Raw genomic sequence first — 17,785 nt, 5'->3', positions numbered from 1 at the left:
TCAGCCGGTCCGGTCGGCCGGCGACCCCGGCGGTCGGGCCGGCGGATCGTCGGGCCGGTGGTGGTCGTCGTGGCTGGGCACGGCGTCCGGGAGCGTGTCGACGGGCCGGGTCCGGGCCCGCCGTGACCACCAGGCGAGACCTCCGGCTGCCACGGCCAACAGGAGCACCACCAGCGCGGCGACCGCTGCCGGAGCAGGGGTCGCGTCGGTGCCGAGGGTGGCGAGCTCGTCGTGCCGTTCCTCCTCGGACAGCGTGGCGGTCACGGCCGCGCCGGCGTCGACCATGCCGAAGCCGGTCAGCGGGTCCGGTACGCGCGCGGCGGCCGGGTTCGCGGTGACCCGCAGCCGGTGGGCCACCGCCGCCGCGTCGAGATTGGGCAGGGCCGCCCGGACCAGCGCCGCGGCCCCTGCCACGAACGCGACCGCGTACTGGGTTCCGCTGCTGGCCCGCGTCCCGTCCTTGCCGGCGACCAGGGTGGCGATGTCGATACCGGGGGCGACCAGGTCGACCCCGCCGCTGCGGTAATCGGCGGCGAGCTGGCCGTCGACCCCGACGCCGGCCACCCGCAGCAACCCGTCCGCGTCGTCGGGGCCGGCGGCGGCACCGGTGGTGGTCGTCGCGCCGGCCACGACCACCACGTCGTGCGCCAGCGCGGTGCGGATCGCCTCGGCCACCTCTGGGGCGGCCGGGTCGACGTAGCCCCCGAGCGCGATCACGGTGCTGCCGGCCGAGACGGCGACCTCGATGCCGGTGGCCACGTCGGCGGCCCGTGACTGGGGGGCCGTCGTCACCACCCGCACCGGCAGCACGGCCGAGGCCGGGGCGACGCCGCCGCCGGAATCTGTGCCGTCGCCCCGGGCGGCGATGATGCCGGCCATCGCGGTGCCCGATCCGAGACAGTCGACGTCGCCACGCTCGTTGCCGGCGACGATGTCGACCCCGGTGGTGATCCGTCCACCGAGTGCAGGACGGCTGCTGTCCACTCCGGAGTCGATCACCGCCACCATGACACCGCTGCCCTCGGTGAGCATCCACGCCTGCTCGGCTGCCAGTTCCTGCCAGGCCCAGTCCGAGCCGGTCTGCGGACCGGCCGCGACCGCGCAGCGGCCGGTGTCGGGCGCCGGGGACCGTGCGGGGCGCGGGGTGCTCGACGGCCGGGTGCCCGGCGTCGGTGTGGTGGGGGCGCCGACCGAGGAGAGCATGCCGTAGCGGACTCCCTCGCCGTAGGCGTCCCACGGCAGCACGATGATCCAGCCCGGCCGCAGCTGGTCCGGGTCGGTGAGCCTGCCGCCATCGGGTTGCACTCGGCCGGCGTTGAGGTGCAGGACGTCGGTGGTCCGTGCCGTGGTGCCCAGGAACCGCTGTGTGATCATCGACAGTCGCTCCGGTTCGCCCTGGTAGGACGAGGTCACGACGTAGTACTTGGCATAGGTCTCGACCGGGGCGGCAAGCGCCCGATCCGGTGTCACCAGCGACGCGACGACGGCCAGCACGAGCAGCCCGCACCACCATCGGATCCACCGACGCCGCTGTGCCGTCACCGACAGCCTCCTCCACTCGGGTGGGTCCACCTCATGTCGACGCCTGCACTACGCACGCCACGCCGGACCGGTTCATCACGTGTGTCGTCGACGATCCACAAGGGTCGTACGGCGGTGCTATAGATGGACGATATGCGGCCCATCGCGCGCGCGGCGTCCGGCGGTCCCCCTCAGCTCCGCCGCCTCGACGCGGCCCGGCACCGCCGGGTCGAGGGCCTGTTCGACGTCTGGCTGGAGCCGCGACCGGACGGCGCGTTGACAGCCCTGGGGACGGACGGCCCGGCGCTGACCGCGAAGGACGTCGCCGACCTGGTACGCCGGTCGGGGGCCGCCGGTGACGACGTGCGGATGCTGACAGCAGACGGAGAGCGCCGGGCGAGCCTGTTCCGCGAGGTCGCCGCCATGCTCGGTCAGGACGTGCTGATCACTCCGGCAGGCGCCGACGTCCGGCACCGGTGGCTGCCCGCCGAGCCGGAGGCGCCCCGGGACGCCATCGCCGTGGAGCGGGCCAGCGGAAACCCGGTCGACTGGACGGTGATCCAGCCGCCCGGCCTGGAGTCGTCGCTGCCCGGCTGGTTCGATCTGGTCGACGGGACGGTGCAGGCCCGGACCGGAACCGTCGCGCTGGCCCTGCCCGGCGGGCTGGTGCTGGCGACCCGCGCCGATTTCACCGCCCGGCGGGCGGCGGTGGCCCGGCTCGCCCCGGGTGACCCCGATCTGGTCACCGTGGCCGTCACGATCCGGTCCGCCGGGTTCCTGGTCGGCGACTACCGGGGCACCCAGGAGATCCTGACCGGCCCGGCGCTGGCCGCGGCCCTGTCCACCCTGCCGCTGTACGGCGGTGACCTGCGACTGTGGCTCACCTGGCCGGCTGATCCCGCCGAACGGGTGCGGCTGTCCGCCGCGCTCACCGCGCTCGCCGAGGCCAGTGGGGCGACGGTGTGGACACCGCCGACCGGCGGCACCGCCGAGATCCTCGCCGACTCCGGTGACCTGCGTGCGCTCGACGCTGGCGGCATGCCGGGCCGGTGGCAGGACCATCAGCCGGACAGCGAGTGCGGCGGTCCGCCGCGCTACCTGAGCACCGCCGACGGTCGGCTGCTGCCCACCACCGAGGTCATCATGGCCGGCCTGGCCGCCGCCCCTCGGAGCAGTGTGGTGCCGACCGACGTGCCGACCGACGAACCAGCGGGTCGTCGCCCGGTGCTGGCCGCCGACCCGCAACGTCCCGCCGGGTACGGCGTGAGCTGGTTGACCGACGGCCTGCCGGTGAACACCGCCCCGGTCGAGTTGTACGTGACGGCACCGGTTCCGCCCGCCGAGGTGCTGGCCGGTGGCGTACCGGCTGCGGAGCTGTTCCTGATCGGTCGTCCCGATCTGGCGCAGGCCGCCGCCGGCCGCCGTGACGGGTACCTGTTCCGGGCCCGGGTGGCACCCGGCGGGGCCGTCCGGGTCACCTCCCTCGACCTGCACGTCCCGGCCGACCTGCAGCACCTACTGGCGCAGGCCGACGCGTACCTGTTGCCGGCCGGTCGGCTCGACCGGGTCCGGTTGCTCGCCGCCTACTCCCTGGACCGGGCCTCGGTGTCCACGTTGGAGCAGGAGTTCGACGAGCCGGCACCGGTCCGGTTGCGGTGTTCCGGGGCCCGGCACGGGGTGGCCGGCCTGCCCAACGACGCGGACCGCTGGCCCCGGGCCCGCATCGGCCGCGGCTACGCGCTGGTGCCCATCACGGCACGGGCGCTGCCCGGCGGCTGGCTGCCCCTGCACCGCGAGCAGCCCGGTGTCCGGGACGGCCACTGGCTGATCGAGCTGCGGGTGCCCGCGCGGCGGGCGATCGACGTCGCGGCCACCGCGGATCGGCTGGACGGCCTGCCGCTGGTGCGCTCCCGGGCCCCGCGCCTGCGGGCTGCCGGGATCGCTCTGGTGCTGCCGAGCCGGGCCTATCCCCGGGTGACGGTCACCCGCAGGTTCCGACCGACGGCTCAGGGTTGGATGGTCGTCCCCGGGTCATCGGCCGCCGTGTCGTTGCCGGAGATGCTGTCGGCCGTGCCACCGTCCGCCTGAGTCGGGGTGACCGCTCCGGTCGGGGTCGTCACGTCGACCACGATCGACCATCGGGCGCGGAGGACCTCCCCGGTGAGCACCGGCACCACCCGGCCGCCGCTGTCCGCGGCCATCCGTCGCGCGGCCCGCAGCCGGGCACCGCGTAACCCGCCACTGAACACGACGGTCGGGCCGCTGCCAGGCTCGGGCACGTCCAGGGGGAACTCGTCCCACCAGCGGACGCCGGGCGGCGGCTCGGCACCGAGAGCGTCGCCGACGACCATCACGTCCACGCCCGCCGCCAGCAGTTGCCCGGCGAGTGACGCGGCCCGTCGTCGGCAGGCGACCGGGTCACCGGTCACGGTCAGGACGTCGGGGGTCCGGGCCAGGTCGACCCAGAGGGCCCACCCGTCGCGGTGGCCCAGCAGGACCGGCACTCTGGCGCCGGTGAGCTGTTCGTCGTCGGCCAACCAGGCGTACGCGGGCGGCTCGGACGGTCCGGCCGCACCGACGAGCTGGACCCGCAGTGCGGTGGAAGCGTCGTCGAATTCGGTCCGCAGTTTGGTGTATCCGCTGGTCACGCTCTCGGGCCGAGGGTGCACGGCGGGGTCCGGCCGGCCGGAGGTGAACCGCTGGTCGATCCCGTCCCGCGAGCTCGACGCGACGATTGGACCGTCCGACGTGCTGGCCGGGCTGCGGGAGGTGACGGTCGGGCCGTCCGGCGCGCCGCCGGTGTCCGGCCGGTCAGTGAGATCCGGGGCGCTCGTGGAGTCCGGCCCGGCATCGGCCACCGGGCTGGCACCGGTGAACGGGCTGGCACTGACGGCCGGGCCGACATCGGTGGCCTGGTCGTTCGCAGGGCCCGGTTCGGCTTCGGCGGTCAGACCGACGGGGGCGGACACCGGTGGCGGCAGCGGGACGGCGATCCTCTGCGGGTCGTCGGATGCCGGGGCGGCGTCCAGCGGTCCGGTGTCAGCCGGAACGACGACGGCGGGCATCGGCGGTCCGGATGCCCGGGCGACCTGCGCTCCGGATGCCGGGCTGCGCTCCGGTCGGATGCGCGGTGCGGGCGGTTCCCCGACCGACGCGGTGACGGCCTGGCTCGGTCCCGACCGCCCGCGTCGCAGCATCCACAGCACGATCGCGAGCAGCACCACCATGACACCGAAGGCCGCCAGCCGGAACAGGAAGCCGCCGACACCGTCCGGGTCCGGGTCGGTCGGCGGCGGTCCCGCGACCGGTGCCTCACTGGCGGATGCGGCCGGTGCCGTCACCTCCGGCAACGGTCCCACCGTCACTCCAGGGCCGTCGGCGTCGGCCGGCAACTCCAGCAGCCAGCCCTCGCGCAGCACCAGCGGGTCGGTGAGCCGCTCGCCGTCCGGCTGCAACCGGTCCCGGTTGAGCTCGAAGATCTCCCGGAACCGGTTGCCGTCGCCGAGGGTGCGGGCCGCGATCTGGTACAGGAACTCCGGTGCGCCCTGATCGGTCGCGCCGACGACGTAGTACCGGGTCGTGGTGGAACCCGCGGTAGCTGGCGTCGGTGTGTCCGCAGGTGCAGCGGCACGGGCCGGTCCGGCAGTCGCGAGCGCCAGGAGGGCGGACACCAGTACCACGGCAGCCATGCCACCGGTCCGGCGTCGACTGACGCGAAGCCCCATCGTCGACCGCCCCTTTCCGACCGCGATCCACTCCGGACCACCGACCCGCTACACCGGTTTTGCCGCACCCACTACGCACGCCACCGCCGTCAGGTTCACACGGTGGCGGGAGCACGATGATCGGTCAACGGCTACGACGGACCCGGGTATCTTGCAAGACGGCGGGGCAGTCGTGACGGGGGCGGCTGGTGACCTGGAGGTGTGATCGTTGGGAGCGCCACGACGGTTCATCGCACCGCTGGTCGCCGCTCTGCTGTGCCTCGGCGCCCCGGTGCCGGCCCGGGCCGAACCGGTACCGAATCCGGCCGGTTCCCACGTGAAGTACTACGTCGTGCAGGGCACCGACGGCGGCGCGGCGGAGTCTCTGTGGGACATCTCGACCCGGCTGCTGGGCAGCGGCGACCGCTACCTGTCGATCGTCGCGCTCAACCAGGGACGCCCCCAGCCGGACGGTGGCACGCTCACCGACCCCACGGAGCTCCGGGTCGGCTGGCTGCTCGTCCTGCCCTGGGATGCGTACGGCGACGGGGTCCTGCACGGACTCCTGCCGACTCGCGTCCCGGCCCCGCCCACGCCACCGCCGTCGAGAGCCGACGGCCGTTCGTCCGGCGACGGGTGCGGTTCAGCGGCCACCACCAGCGACATGGCGGTGCCGTGGGCGCAGTTGCGGCTCGCGCCGAGCGTCGCCTGGCAGCGGAGCACCGGCAACGGGGTGACCGTGGCCGTGGTCGACTCCGGAGTCGACGCCACCGTGCCGGCGCTCGCCGGGCGGGTCCGCCCCGGCGCGGACGTGGAGGTCGTCGACGGCCGCGGCGACACCGACTGCCTCGGGCGGGGCACCGCCCTGGCCGGCATCGTCGCGGCACAGGCACGCCCGGGAAGTCACTTCGCCGGGATGGCGCCCGGGGCCGTGATCCTCCCGGTCCGGATCCCGCTGCGCGACGGGAGGGCGACAGGTGAGGACGTGGTACGCGCCGTCGGGCTGGCCGTCGACGCCGGTGCCGACGTGGTGATGGTGCCGGCCGAGGTGACTCTGACCGAGGCGCACCGCGCCGCCCTGCTCGGCTTCTCGGCCGACGCCGACGTGGTGCTCGTGGTCGCCGCCCCGCCGGCCGGCTCCGCGCTCGGCGACGGCCCGTACGACGGGCTGCTGCGCGTCGGGGCGGTCGGCACGGACGACGAACCGGCGTACCCGTACCCGAAACGGGCCGTGGACGTGCTCGCGCCCGGCGTCGCGGTGGCCAGTGTCGGGCTGGGCGGCACCGGAGAGGTCGAGGCCAGCGGCACCGACTTCGCCGTGCCGTTCGTGGCCGGCCTGGTCGCGCTGGTCCGTTCCGCCCACCCGGATCTGAACGCCGCCGCCGTGGTCGCCCGCGTCGTCGACGGCGCCGAACTGGGTCAGGAACGGACGCGGGATCCCCGGTACGGCTGGGGTGTCATCGACCCCGCCGCCACCGTCGGTGCCGCCGCGCAGGCGGGAACCACAGGCGGGCGGACCGGCACGTTCACCGTCGACCGGGGTCCGGGCCTCGCCGCCGTGGTGGTGGTCCTGCTCGGGGTGGTCGGACTGCTGGTGGTGGGTGTCCGACAGGGGCGACGGCGAGAGTGACCGGCGTCCGAGGGTGTCCACTCCCCCGCACCTTCTGACGGCGCCGTAGGAATGGGCGGGTGGCCGGTCGTGCCCCAGTCAGACCGGTGCCCCGCACTGTCCGGGTGCCACCGCGCCCACGGCCCGGCCGTCGTCCACCGGTGGCCCGGCGGGCTCATCCGCCGGACCACCGGGGGGCGGGTCACGGGGTCCAGACCACGTGCGGGTTGACGCGTCCGGTCCAGTCGAAGACGGCCATGTTGTCCCAACCGTTGCCGGTGCCGTTGATGTCCGCCGGGTCCCAGCCGTTGCCCCGGATCGCGTACCAGGTCGGCTCCCAGTAGAAGACGCCCACGCCGCCGGCGTTGCGCACGGTGTTCTGGACCCAGGTGAACTGTTGTGCCTGCCCGGCCCAGGTGGCCGGGATGTTGTCGCACAGCACGGTGCCGGGGATCGCGTTCCCCTGGTGGTCGGCGTCGGCCGTGGTGAACTGGTACGCGGTCTCGGCGAGCACCACCGGCTTGCCGTAGCGGGACTTCACGTCGACGATCACGTTGTACAGGTTCGCCAGGGAACCGTGCCACATGCAGTAGTAGGACAGGGCGGTGACGTCCCAGGTGACGCCCTGTGCCCGGATGCCGTCGTAGAACCAGCGGGCGTTGGCGAGGCTGTCGGCGTTGGCGGTGTGGATCCACACCTGGGTGCCACTGTTGCACGCCTTGGTGGCGTGGTAACCCTGCTTGAGCAGGCTCGCCAGCGGGGCGAAGTCGTTGTTGACGACCCGACCGGTCGGCCACAGCATGCCCACGTTGATCTCGTTGCCGATCTGCACCGCGTCCGGGGTGGTGCCCTGCGCCCTCAGGGCGCTGCACACGTCGTGGGTGTAGGTGTAGACGTCGGTCTGCAACTGGCTGAGCGAATGGTTGGCCCAGGCCGCGGGCGGATACTGCTTGCCGGGGTCGGCCCAGGTGTCCGAGTAGTGGAAGTCGATCAGGAGCTTGAAGCCCTTCGCCTTGATCGTCCTGGCCTGCTGGAGCACCTTCGCCTTGTTGTTGTAGCCGCTGGCCGGGTTGTTCCAGACGCGTAGCCGCAGGTAGTTGACGCCCTTGGCGGCGAGGATGTCGTAGGGGTCGGCCTGGGTGCCGGAGGCGTTGTAGTAGCGCGCGCCGAGGTCGAGGCTGCGTTGCAGCGACGAGACGTCGGCACCGCGCATGGTGAGGGTGGTGGCTGCCTGCGCGGGGGCGGTCAGGGCCAGCGGGGCGGCGAGGACGACCGCCGCCAGGACGGCCCGGAGGGACGGTTTCATGGCGCTCCTTCACGTGGAGGATGCGATGCCCGCGCCGGGAGCGGGCACGTCCGGCTGAACTACCGGACGGCTCGAGGACCAGGTGAGGTGGTGTTGGGCGCGCCGGCGGACCATGGTGAAAGGTGGGTCCAGTGTGGCAGCCAACCCGCCAGGTGTCGACATGCATCGATGCGCTGGCGGACGGTGCGGGTCAGTGCTCGTGCTCCGCGGCGAGATCCGCGTTCGCGGCGGCACCTCGTAGTGTGACGAGGGCCCAGATCGCGGCGAGAACCATGATGGCCGCGCCGATCGCGCCGGTGACGGTGATCGCGTCGGTGAACGCGGTCGACGCGACATCGAGGATGGCGGCTCCGGTGCGGCCGTCGACCTCGCCGGCGACCAGCAGCGCCTCGGCCATCGTCGAGGACGCCCGCTCGGCCAGGGACGCCGGCAGATGCAGGCCCTCGGTGCCGGCGGTGAACGCCCTGGTATACCAGGCGACGAGCATCCCACCCAGCACGGCCGTGCCCAGCGTCGTGCCGACCTCGTACGCGGTCTCCGAGGTCGCGGCGGCCTGTCCGGCTCGTTCGGGCTTGATGGAACTCATGATGATGTCGTTGCTGAGGGTCAGGCCGACACCCGCGCCGAGCGAGACCAGTGCGAGGGCGGTGGCGACCAGGGCCGGGCTCGATGTCGGCGCCAGGAAGGTGGTCAGCCCGAAGCCGGTGGCGGCGATCAGGAGTCCGGCCGCGATGACGTACGCGGGAAGGATGCGCTTGACCAGAGCCGCCGCGACGAATCCGGCGGTGCCGGCGAGGACCGCCTGTGGCATGAGCCAGACGGAAGCCTGAAGTGGATTGAGGCCGAGCACGAGTTGAAGGTGCTGGACGAGCGCGACCAGCGCGCCGACCATCGCGAAGATCGACAGCAGATCTCCGATGACAGCGCCCCGGAAGTGCCGCACCCCGAACAGCCGGACCTCCATGAGCGGCGTCGGCAGGGTGAGCTGCCTGCGCACGAACTGGACGACCGCGATCAGGCCGACGACGAGGGCCGCCACCGCCAGACCGGTGTCCTTGCCGCCGGCCAGGGTCTTGACGGCGTAGACCACGCCGATCATGCCCACCAGGGACAGTCCGACGCTGGGCAGGTCGATCCTGTGCAGCGCGGGGTTGCGGCTCTCGGGCAGCAGGAGTGGACCGACGATCACGAGGAGCAGCATCACGGGCATGTTCATCAGGAACGCTGCCTGCCAACTGAATGCCTCGATGACCCAGCCACCGAGGATCGGCCCGACCGCCGCGCCGACTGACGCCATCGCGCCCCACACGGCCATCGCGTAACGGCGCTGCTGCCGGTCGAGGAACATGTTGCGTACCAACGACAGCGTCGAGGGCATCATGATCGCACCGCCCACGCCCAGGAGAGCGCGGGCGCCGATCAGCATCCACGGCGCTGTGGCCAGCGCGCCGGCAACGGAGGCGATCGCGAAGACGACCGCGCCGATGAGCAGGTTGCGTCGTCGGCCGAAACGATCACCCACGGTACTCATCGCCACGAGCAGACCGGCGAGGACGAGTGAGTAGATGTCAATCATCCAGAGCTGCTCGATGCCGGTGGGGCTCAGGTCGGCGGAGATCGCGGGCAGCCCCAGGATCAGGACAGTGCCGTCGATCGTGATCAGCAGCAGGGGCAGGACGAGAACGGCGAGGCCGAGCCAGGTCCTGGTGGTGGCCTTGGGAGGGGCGTCAATCATCAGGATTCCTCGTCAGCAGTCGGCGGGGCGGTGACCTCCACTCAAGTTACCGTCCAGATGGTCGGTTAGACAACGCGGATGGTTTGTTGAGCCGGGTGATCGTGCGGTCAGGGTCGACCCGTCACCTGTCCGCCAGCCCTCCCGGCACACAAAGAGGTCCGCTGCGCCGGCTGGCGCAGCGGACCCGAAGGAGTAGACAGAAGGTCAGATGGGTGCGGGGAAGGTGCCGTCGGTGGCGAGGTCGAGCAGGAGCCGGCGCGCAGTCGCGATGCTCGCTTCATCCTCTTCCCCGTGCAGGACCGCGAGCGCGACACCCTCAGCGGCTCGACGCACGAGCTGGATCCGCTCGGCACTCAGCCCGTCGGCGGCGAACTGCTCGCTCCACCACACACCGCGCTCGCGCACCACGGCGGCAACCCCGGGAATCGCGTACAGGCCGTTCCAGATCGGCGCCGACGTGACGTCGCGCGCCGCCACCGCGTCGGCGCTCCCGGCGCAGAGTGCGCGGACGTAGGCACGGAGCATCTTGCCGGGGTAGTTCTCCGACAGGTCGAGGTGGCCGAGGACCGCCTCCCCGAAGCGTTCGTACATGTCCTCCACCACGGCGATCACCAACTGCTCCCGGCTGCCGAAGTGGTGGATCAGGCCGCTCTTCGACACGCCGGCGGCCGAGGCGACCTGCGCCAGGGTGATGGCGTCGCCTCTCTCCAGGAGCATCGGAGTGGCCGCGTCGAGCACCGCCCGCCGAGTGCGCTCGGCGTTCCGCGTCTGCCGCCCCTCAGTCACCGGCACACCCACCCGTCATCGACTCAACTACGGACCAGTTGGTCGACAGTACAACGCAAGCGGACCGACCACCCGCACGAGCGGTGCGCGTTGCGCGGCCGCACGACCAGCGGACTCCCGTACGGGACGGGAGGGTGGCGGCACAGGACGGACTTCCGCACGGGATCTTGGTGACTGGCGAGGTGCGGTCGTGCGATGCTCTCCACGGCCATCTCGTGAATCGAGGTCTCGCAATGGAGTTGACGAGGAAGCGGGTTCGTCGGCGCTCGGCGTACTGCTTCTCGCCCTCGGCGTGTTCCTGTTGCTGGGGACGGCGTCGCCCGGCGTCGGCACGTGGATCCTCGCCGGTGCCGCGCTGCTCGTGGGCGGCACGGCCGTCGCCGCCGCGTTCAGGCCGTTCCGGTTCCGGATCACCGCCGACGGGCTGGACCTGCGGGTCGCCGGTCTCGATCGGCTGGTGCCGTGGAGCGAGATCGAGGCGGTCGTCCTCTTCCAGCCGACACCGGGAGCGGGGGCCAGTACGTCGCCACTCCCCTCGTTGATGCTGGTGCCGGCCGCCGGCAGCACCATCGGGACGGCGTCGGGCCGTCGCGGTTCCGCAGCCGGCCTTCGGGGCCTGATCGTGCTGGATCTGGCCGACGTGCGGCAGTCACCGGACGAGACGGCAGCCGCCCTGGCCCGCTTCGGCGGTGACCGCTTCACCGATGCACGGCAGGACGAGGAAGGTCTTGCTTCGCCGTGCTTCGACATCGCGTTGCGCGGCTACGAGAAGCGTCAGGTGGATGATCTGATCGGGCGAGGCGAGGAGGCACTCGCCACCGATCTGCCGACTCGGCGCAGCGCCGTTCGCGCGGAGGTCGAGGCGGCGCGCGGGGACCTCCCCATCGCCCTCCGTGGGTACGACATGACGCAGGTCGACGCCTACCTGAAGAGGCTGTCGGCGGAGCTGGGCAAGGACAGCACCGGCTCCGACTGAGCGGCAGGGTCGGCGGTGTCGGTGGGCGGTGGCAGGGTGGGTGTCATGGAGATCGAGGTACGTCCCGCGACCGTGTTCGAGGATGTCGCGGCCCTCGTCGGCCCGAAGCGGCCGGACGCGAACGTGTGCTGGTGCCTGAGCTACCGCATCGGCGCGAAAGCGAACCAGCAACTGCGTGGGCCGATGCGCGGCGAGCGCGTTCGTGAACTCGTCGGGATGGATCCCCCTCCCGGCGTGCTCGCCTACGACGGCGACGAGCCCGTCGGGTGGGCGGCGGTACACCCGCGCGCCGACACCAGCTTCGCCGGCACCAGACGGATCCCCCACGTCGACGATCTCGATGTGTGGAGCGTGTGGTGCTTCCGGGTCCGGCCGGGCCACCGTAAGCGGGGCATCGTGCACCACCTGCTTGCCGGCGCCGTCGATTTCGCCCGCGAACGCGGCGCGCCGGCGGTCGAGGGCTATCCCGTCGACAATCGCGGTCAGAAGGTCGACCTCACCATGGCCTACGTCGGCACACGCGCCGTCTTCGAACACGCCGCCTTCGTCAAGGCAGCCGACACCACCTCGGTACTCGCCGGCTTCCCGCGCGTGCTCATGCGGCTCGACCTGCGCTGACGACCTGCCCTCGGTGTTTGCTCGCTCGCTTCCGGCCGGCTGCCGTCGGCCTCGCCCGCGAGCTCCTCACGGTGGGTGTCAAGTCAGGACGAGCGGATTCCTTGATCGTCGTCGTGTGTCGGTCTGGGTGTCGGGTACCTCGGCCGATCAAGGCCGGCCTGACGTCGCGCCAGACGCATCAGGACAGCGGCCAGGCCGGCGCAGGTCGATGCCGCGGCAGCGATGCTGACGGCGAAACTCGCCGGTGGCCGCGACTACGTGAGCCACCTGGCCCGCGAGATCGGCGTGAGCCGAACCCTGGTGCACATGCACCTGCAACGGCTGGAAGCCACCGGCCTGATCACCGGCAGCCTGGAGCTGTCCGACGACGGCAAGGCCATGAAGTACTACGAGGTCACCGAGTTCGACCTGCACCTGACCGCGTCGGCGCTCGTCGCCGCCGCACAGACCCTCACCAGCTTCGAACCCACGACGGGTCCGGCACCGAAGGAGCGCTCCCGATGACACAGACCTGGCCCGCGACGGTCCTCGTACTCGGTCTGCTGCTGTTCGCCTTCCTGATCCTCGGCGGCACCGCCGCCACCGTCCTCGAATTCCGCAAGAACCGGATCGACGCCCAGCGCGACGAGGAGCTGCGGCAGCTCGTGGGCCGGTACGAGAAACTGGCCGAGAACACGTTGGACGCCCAGCAACGGGTGGCCGCCGACGTCTCCGAGCTGCGGACCCGCACCGCCTCCATCGAGCAGATCCTGCGGACCGTGGAATGAGCGCGGCGGCCACCATGAAGGCCATCACCCAGGAGCGTTACGGCACCCCGGACACTCTGGCCCTGCGCGACGTCGCGCGGCCCGAACCCGGCAAGGACCACGTCCTGGTACGGGTCCGGGCCGCCGGCATCCACCGGGGCGACCGGATCCTGCTCGCCGGACGGCCGTACGCGGTCCGCGTCGTCGGACCCCGCGCGCCGAGACACCGGGTCGCGGGCACCGAGGGCGCCGGTGAGGTGCATGCCGTCGGCAGCGCCGTCACCGAGTTCGCACCGGGTGACGAGGTGCTCGGCTGGGGCACCGGCCTGTACGCCGAGTTCGCCTCGATCCCGGCGAAGAACCTCGTCCCGAAGCCGGCAACGCTCACGTTCGCGCAGGCCGCCGCCGTACCGGTCTCCGGCATGACCGCCCTGCAGGCCCTCGACGGCCGGACCCGCCCCCGGCCCGGACAGCGGGTCCTCGTCATCGGCGCCGCCGGCGGAGTCGGCACCTTCGCCGTCCAGATCGCCAGGGCGTACGGAGCCGAGGTGACCGGCGTGGGCAGCACCACCAAGGTCGATCTGATCCGGTCGCTCGGCGCCGACCACGTCATCGACTACACCCGCGAGGACGTCACCCAGAGTCGACAGCGCTTCGACGTCATCGTCGACCTGATCGGTGACCACCCGGTGAACCGGCTCCGCCGACTCCTCACCCCGACCGGAACGCTCGTCCTGGTCGGGGTGGAGAACGGCGGCCCACTGCTGGGCGGGTTCGAACGCAACCTCACCACGATGCTGACCGCGCCCTTCCTGCGGCGGCGTCCGGTACGACCCCTCTCGTCGATCGGCCGGAGGGCCGACCTGCTGGCGCTGACGCACCTCGTCGACGCGGGCAGTCTCGCGCCGGTCGTCGACCGTACGTATCCACTCGGACGGACCGCCGAGGCATTCCAGTACCTCGCCGACGAGCACGCACGCGGCAAGGTGGTCATCACCCTGTGAGCCGTCACCCGGCGCCGCCGCCCTCGCCGCGCGGTGCTGGTCGGCGGGGTGGTTCCGTAAGATTCGGGGGTGGAGAGCAGTCAGGGACGTGTACTGGCCGGTCTGTTGGACGCGGCGGAGGATGCCTCACCGGTAGAGGCCGTCGAGGCGGTCACCCGTGAGGTCGGTGCGGCGCTCGGTGCGTCGACGGTCTCGTTCTTGATCACCGATCTGAGCGGTCGGGCGTTGGTGCGACTCGCTCACATGCCGTTCGGCGACGCGGGTGGCGACCGCCGCCACGGCGACGAGGTCGCCACCGTGCAGCCGTTCGACGGGGGTCCCGCAGAGCAGGCGTTGCGGACACAGACGGTGCAGGTGACCAGGCAGGCCGACGACTGGACGGTGTTGGCACCGGTGACCGACCGTGGCGAGGCCATTGGTCTGCTGGAGATGACGTTGCCCAGCGAGCCTGGTGCGCAGGCGCTGGGAGAGATCACCCGTACGGCGCACGCGTTGGCGTTCGTGGTCATCGCGAACCGGCGACACACCGATCTGTTCGAGTGGGGACAGCGTACGACCCCGTTCACGCTGTCCGCGGAGATCCAACGTCGTCTGCTGCCGAGTTCGTTCACCTGCGAGGCCAGTGCGTTCACGCTGTCCGGCTGGCTGGAACCGGCTGCCAGCATCGGCGGCGACACCTTCGACTACAGCCTGGGCCGCGATGTCCTGCACTTCAGCGTCACCGACGCGATGGGCCACGGGGTGGCCAGCGCCCTGACCGCCACCCTGGGGGTGGGCAGCCTGCGCAACACCCGCCGCCGCCCCGCCGGTCTGGTCGAGCAGGCCGACGTCGCGAACGCCGCGGTGGCCGAACACGCCGTGGTGCGCGGCAGCTACGTCACCGCGGTCCTGGGGCGCCTCGACCTCCGCACCGGAGTCTGCGCGCTGCTCAACGCGGGACACGTCCCGCCACTACTGGTACGCGACGGGACCACGCAGCCGGTGCGGCTGCCGGGAAACCTTCCGTTGGGCATGTTCGCCGACGCCGAGTACCACCATGAGGAGATCACGCTGCAGCCCGGCGATCGCCTGGTCCTGGTCACCGACGGCATGCTGGAGCGCAACGCCGCCGGCCTGGACCTCCCAGCGGTGTTGCCGACGCTCGGTGACCTGCACCCACGCGAGGCCGTCCGGGCGTTGGCCGACGCCGTGCTCCAGGTAGCCGGACCCACCCTGGCCGACGACGCGACGCTGCTGGTCCTCGACTGGTACGGCGGACACCAGCGCGGCCGGATCGCCAGCGCCGGCGCTGACTCGAAGCGTGCCAGCGCGGCGTTGTCCGACTGACCGTTGTCGGCCCGTCACACCGCCGAAGGCGGGTACGTCGCTTCGGCGGTCGGTACGTCGTCGTAGATGTCGATCACCCGATCCACCGAGGTGATGCTGAGCACGCGGCGCACTCCGGGCTGCACCGCCGCCAGGCTGAGCCGTCCACCGACCTCGCGCAACGACTTGAACGTCACCACCAGTGCGCCCAGTGCGCTGGAGTCCATGAACCCCACCTCGGTCATGTCCACCACCACCTGCCGGTCACCGGAATCGATGAGCTTCTGCAGGGTGTCCCGCAGCTGCGGGGAGGTCGCCATGTCGAGGTCACCCTGCACCTCCACCACCGTGCACCCCTGACCCGACCGGGCCGACACCTGCAGACTCACCACGACCTCCTCGCACGCGATCCGCACCCCAGCCTATGTGCCCGGCGGCGAAACCACCGGAGACGGCCACAGGTCGAGGCGGCACCTCGGCCGTTTCGGCAGACCGGCCCCGGGTACGGTGGATCAACAGTCGGTGCGGGCAACGGCACACCGACGCGGCCAGCCGACGGCCGAGAGGGAGCTGCGGGAATGCACGTGACCATGAGGCTGTCGCTGCCACGGCAACCCTCCTCGGTGACCCGCGCCCGCCACGTGCTGACCACCCTGCTCAGCCTCACCGACGCCGGCGAGGAACCTCGAGATCACCTCGCGGTGATGATGTCCGAGGCCTGCGCCAACGCGGTGCTGCACGCCGACAGCGGCAGCACCGTCGACGTGACGATTCTCATCGACGGTCACGAGTGCCTGATCGAGGTCGGCAATCGCGGCGACACTCCCCACGCCGGGAGGCTGGCCGCCGAGTTGCCGGATCCGTTGACCGTCGGCGGCCGTGGGCTGCCCCTGATCGGCGCCCTCGCCGACACCGCTGCCTTCCTCGACGCGGAACCCGGCCGAGTTCTGCTCCGCCTCACCAAACACCTGAGCACGATGCCGGCCCCCGTCACGTGATGATCCGGGGCTGAGGTGCTCGTCGGCCGGCGCGAACCGCGCACCGAGCCCTACGGCCGCGTCGTGGTCTTCCTGGACGTCGCCGGCAAACGCCGGGACATGCTCGGGTGGCGGCCTCCGCTCACGCGGCCGCGACGAGCTACCGGGTCGCGGCACGGGCCGGATTGTCCCTGCGCTTGAGTCCGAACAGCGGGCGGATCCAGGAGACCCGTCGGATCAGCAGTTCGTGCAGCACTGCGCAACCGAGCAGGGTGCCGAGAAGGATCACCGAGGCCTCGATCCACAGGGACACGGTGCTGTCGAGGAACGCGTACCCCAGGACGACGGTGATGCCCTGATGCAGGATGTACCACGGCAACACCGCCTCGGTGGCGTACGTCAGCGCCCGTGACGGCCGTGCCAGGAATCGCTGCGCCAGGCCCAGCACCGAGGCGATGACCGCCCAGGCGTAGGCCTCCTGCGTCACCGCGAACAGTGCCCCAGGCCCGCCGGTGTCGCCACCGGCGGACAGCGACAGCGCTGCGCCCAGACCGACTGCGATCAGCAGCGCCGGCACCAGACAGGCCCGGATCGCCGACCAGAACGTCGCGCTCTTGGCCGCGAACCACCCGAGCAGCACCATGGTGAGGCTGTGCGCGTGGGTGGCCCAGTCGTTGATCATCATGTGCGTCGGCGGGAAGGCGGGATCGAGGACGATCGCGTAGATCATGGCGGGCAGCGCCGGCACCACCAGTACCAGCCACGGAGTGCGTCTGAGCATCATTGCCGCCGCCGGGCCCATCCGGGCGCGCACCCGACTCATCCGCGTGTGGCAGGCCGCCAGCAGCAGGCTGTAGACCAGCACGTAGGCGAGGAACCAGAGATGGTTCCAGGTCGGTGTGATTACGGAGAAGGACTCGAAAGGCGAAAGGTATCGGGGAAAGAACCCGAGCAGTCCCGGCTCGATCTCACCCTTGGCGCGCAGTTCGACGTAGGCCTGCGGCATGACCACCACGAGCATGCCGAATCCCAGGGGAAGCAGCAGCCGGTCGATCCGGTCCGAGGCCACCGCGCGCGGCCCTCGGGAGTCGAGCAGGAATCGCAGCGCCACCCCGGAGATGAAGAACAGCAACGCCAGCCGCCATGGATTGACCAGGGACATCAGCGGTTCGAGCTGCGGCGACATGTGGTCGCTCTTCACGTGCCAATCCCACGTGACATAGAACATTCCCACGTGGTAGAGGATGAGGGTGGCGAAGGCCAGGACGCGCAACCAGTCCAGGTCATGACGACGGGGAGATCTGGTGGAGGTCATCGCATCGCAACTTTCCAACGGGGGCCGCATCACCTCGGGTCGTACCTCGCACGCTAGGCACACCGACGGAGGGGTCGAAACCCGGCGGGGACGGGCGGCGGACGGCCGGGACCAGTGGCGGACTCGCACCGCCGGTCAGGGACGAGTGGTGCAGCGCGACGATCTCCCCGACGCCGCGCAGTG

The 17,785-nt window shown here is 71.7% G+C and carries 16 protein-coding genes; 9 read left to right on the top strand and 7 right to left on the bottom strand.

Going from position 1 to position 17,785, the window contains the following annotated elements; translation table 11 throughout:
- On the bottom strand, positions 1–1,542 hold the full coding sequence (locus tag ACZ31C_RS27890; protein WP_465797800.1) for a S8 family serine peptidase: 1,542 nt from the start codon (positions 1,540–1,542) through the stop codon (positions 1–3).
- Positions 1,543–1,674: 132 nt separating this feature from the next.
- Here ACZ31C_RS27890 and ACZ31C_RS27885 point away from each other — a divergent pair, with 132 nt between their 5' ends.
- Positions 1,675–3,609 carry a hypothetical protein gene (locus ACZ31C_RS27885; protein ID WP_465797799.1) on the top strand — a complete coding sequence of 645 codons (1,935 nt, stop codon included), beginning with the start codon at positions 1,675–1,677 and terminating at the stop codon, positions 3,607–3,609.
- On the opposite strand, the gene ACZ31C_RS27880 is transcribed toward ACZ31C_RS27885, so the two are convergent.
- The gene (locus ACZ31C_RS27880) at positions 3,528–5,210 is read right to left on the bottom strand and encodes a hypothetical protein (RefSeq protein ID WP_465797797.1); all 1,683 of its coding nucleotides are present in this window, start codon (positions 5,208–5,210) and stop codon (positions 3,528–3,530) included. The genes ACZ31C_RS27885 and ACZ31C_RS27880 overlap by 82 nt on opposite strands.
- A gap of 244 nt (positions 5,211–5,454) precedes the next feature.
- On the opposite strand from ACZ31C_RS27880, the gene ACZ31C_RS27875 reads away from it, so the two are divergent.
- Positions 5,455–6,855, top strand: coding sequence for a S8 family serine peptidase (locus ACZ31C_RS27875; protein ID WP_465797796.1), 1,401 nt, complete (start codon positions 5,455–5,457; stop codon positions 6,853–6,855).
- A gap of 181 nt (positions 6,856–7,036) precedes the next feature.
- On the opposite strand, the gene ACZ31C_RS27870 is transcribed toward ACZ31C_RS27875, so the two are convergent.
- The 3 genes from ACZ31C_RS27870 to ACZ31C_RS27860 form a co-directional block, all read right to left on the bottom strand.
- A complete protein-coding gene (locus ACZ31C_RS27870; protein ID WP_465797795.1) occupies positions 7,037–8,140 on the bottom strand; it encodes a glycoside hydrolase family 53 protein in 1,104 nt (367 codons plus the stop codon).
- Between the two features lie 190 nt (positions 8,141–8,330).
- Complete coding sequence (locus ACZ31C_RS27865; protein ID WP_465797794.1) at positions 8,331–9,875, bottom strand: MFS transporter; 1,545 nt, start codon at positions 9,873–9,875, stop codon at positions 8,331–8,333.
- A gap of 204 nt (positions 9,876–10,079) precedes the next feature.
- Positions 10,080–10,661: a TetR/AcrR family transcriptional regulator gene (locus ACZ31C_RS27860; protein WP_350698246.1), complete on the bottom strand. Its 582-nt coding sequence runs from the start codon at positions 10,659–10,661 to the stop codon at positions 10,080–10,082.
- A 292-nt stretch (positions 10,662–10,953) separates the two neighbouring features.
- Between ACZ31C_RS27860 and ACZ31C_RS27855 the strand changes: the two genes are divergently transcribed.
- From ACZ31C_RS27855 to ACZ31C_RS27830, 6 genes are all read left to right on the top strand, one after another.
- Positions 10,954–11,637: a DivIVA domain-containing protein gene (locus ACZ31C_RS27855; protein WP_465797793.1), complete on the top strand. Its 684-nt coding sequence runs from the start codon at positions 10,954–10,956 to the stop codon at positions 11,635–11,637.
- 45 nt (positions 11,638–11,682) lie between these two features.
- A complete protein-coding gene (locus ACZ31C_RS27850) occupies positions 11,683–12,255 on the top strand; it encodes a GNAT family N-acetyltransferase (protein ID WP_449949101.1) in 573 nt (190 codons plus the stop codon).
- A gap of 222 nt (positions 12,256–12,477) precedes the next feature.
- Complete coding sequence (locus ACZ31C_RS27845; protein WP_465797791.1) at positions 12,478–12,759, top strand: ArsR/SmtB family transcription factor; 282 nt, start codon at positions 12,478–12,480, stop codon at positions 12,757–12,759.
- Positions 12,756–13,022, top strand: coding sequence for a hypothetical protein (locus ACZ31C_RS27840; protein ID WP_449949116.1), 267 nt, complete (start codon positions 12,756–12,758; stop codon positions 13,020–13,022). Before ACZ31C_RS27845 ends, ACZ31C_RS27840 begins: the two co-directional genes overlap by 4 nt.
- Positions 13,023–13,036: 14 nt before the next feature.
- Positions 13,037–14,005, top strand: a complete 969-nt coding sequence (locus tag ACZ31C_RS27835) for an NAD(P)-dependent alcohol dehydrogenase (protein WP_465797828.1) — start codon at positions 13,037–13,039, stop codon at positions 14,003–14,005.
- Positions 14,006–14,074: 69 nt separating this feature from the next.
- Entirely contained in the window at positions 14,075–15,331 is a 1,257-nt protein-coding gene (locus ACZ31C_RS27830) for a PP2C family protein-serine/threonine phosphatase (protein ID WP_465797790.1), read from the top strand.
- Between the two features lie 14 nt (positions 15,332–15,345).
- On the opposite strand, the gene ACZ31C_RS27825 is transcribed toward ACZ31C_RS27830, so the two are convergent.
- Complete coding sequence (locus tag ACZ31C_RS27825; protein WP_465797789.1) at positions 15,346–15,699, bottom strand: STAS domain-containing protein; 354 nt, start codon at positions 15,697–15,699, stop codon at positions 15,346–15,348.
- A 201-nt stretch (positions 15,700–15,900) separates the two neighbouring features.
- On the opposite strand from ACZ31C_RS27825, the gene ACZ31C_RS27820 reads away from it, so the two are divergent.
- Complete coding sequence (locus ACZ31C_RS27820; protein ID WP_465797827.1) at positions 15,901–16,308, top strand: ATP-binding protein; 408 nt, start codon at positions 15,901–15,903, stop codon at positions 16,306–16,308.
- A 139-nt stretch (positions 16,309–16,447) separates the two neighbouring features.
- Here ACZ31C_RS27820 and ACZ31C_RS27815 read toward each other — a convergent pair whose 3' ends face one another.
- Positions 16,448–17,602, bottom strand: a complete 1,155-nt coding sequence (locus ACZ31C_RS27815) for an acyltransferase family protein (RefSeq protein WP_465797788.1) — start codon at positions 17,600–17,602, stop codon at positions 16,448–16,450.
- Between the last annotated feature and the right edge of the window lie 183 nt (positions 17,603–17,785).

It is taken from the genome of Micromonospora sp. NPDC023869, from assembly GCF_055559695.1.
This window is presented reverse-complemented; position numbering and strand designations above follow the sequence as displayed.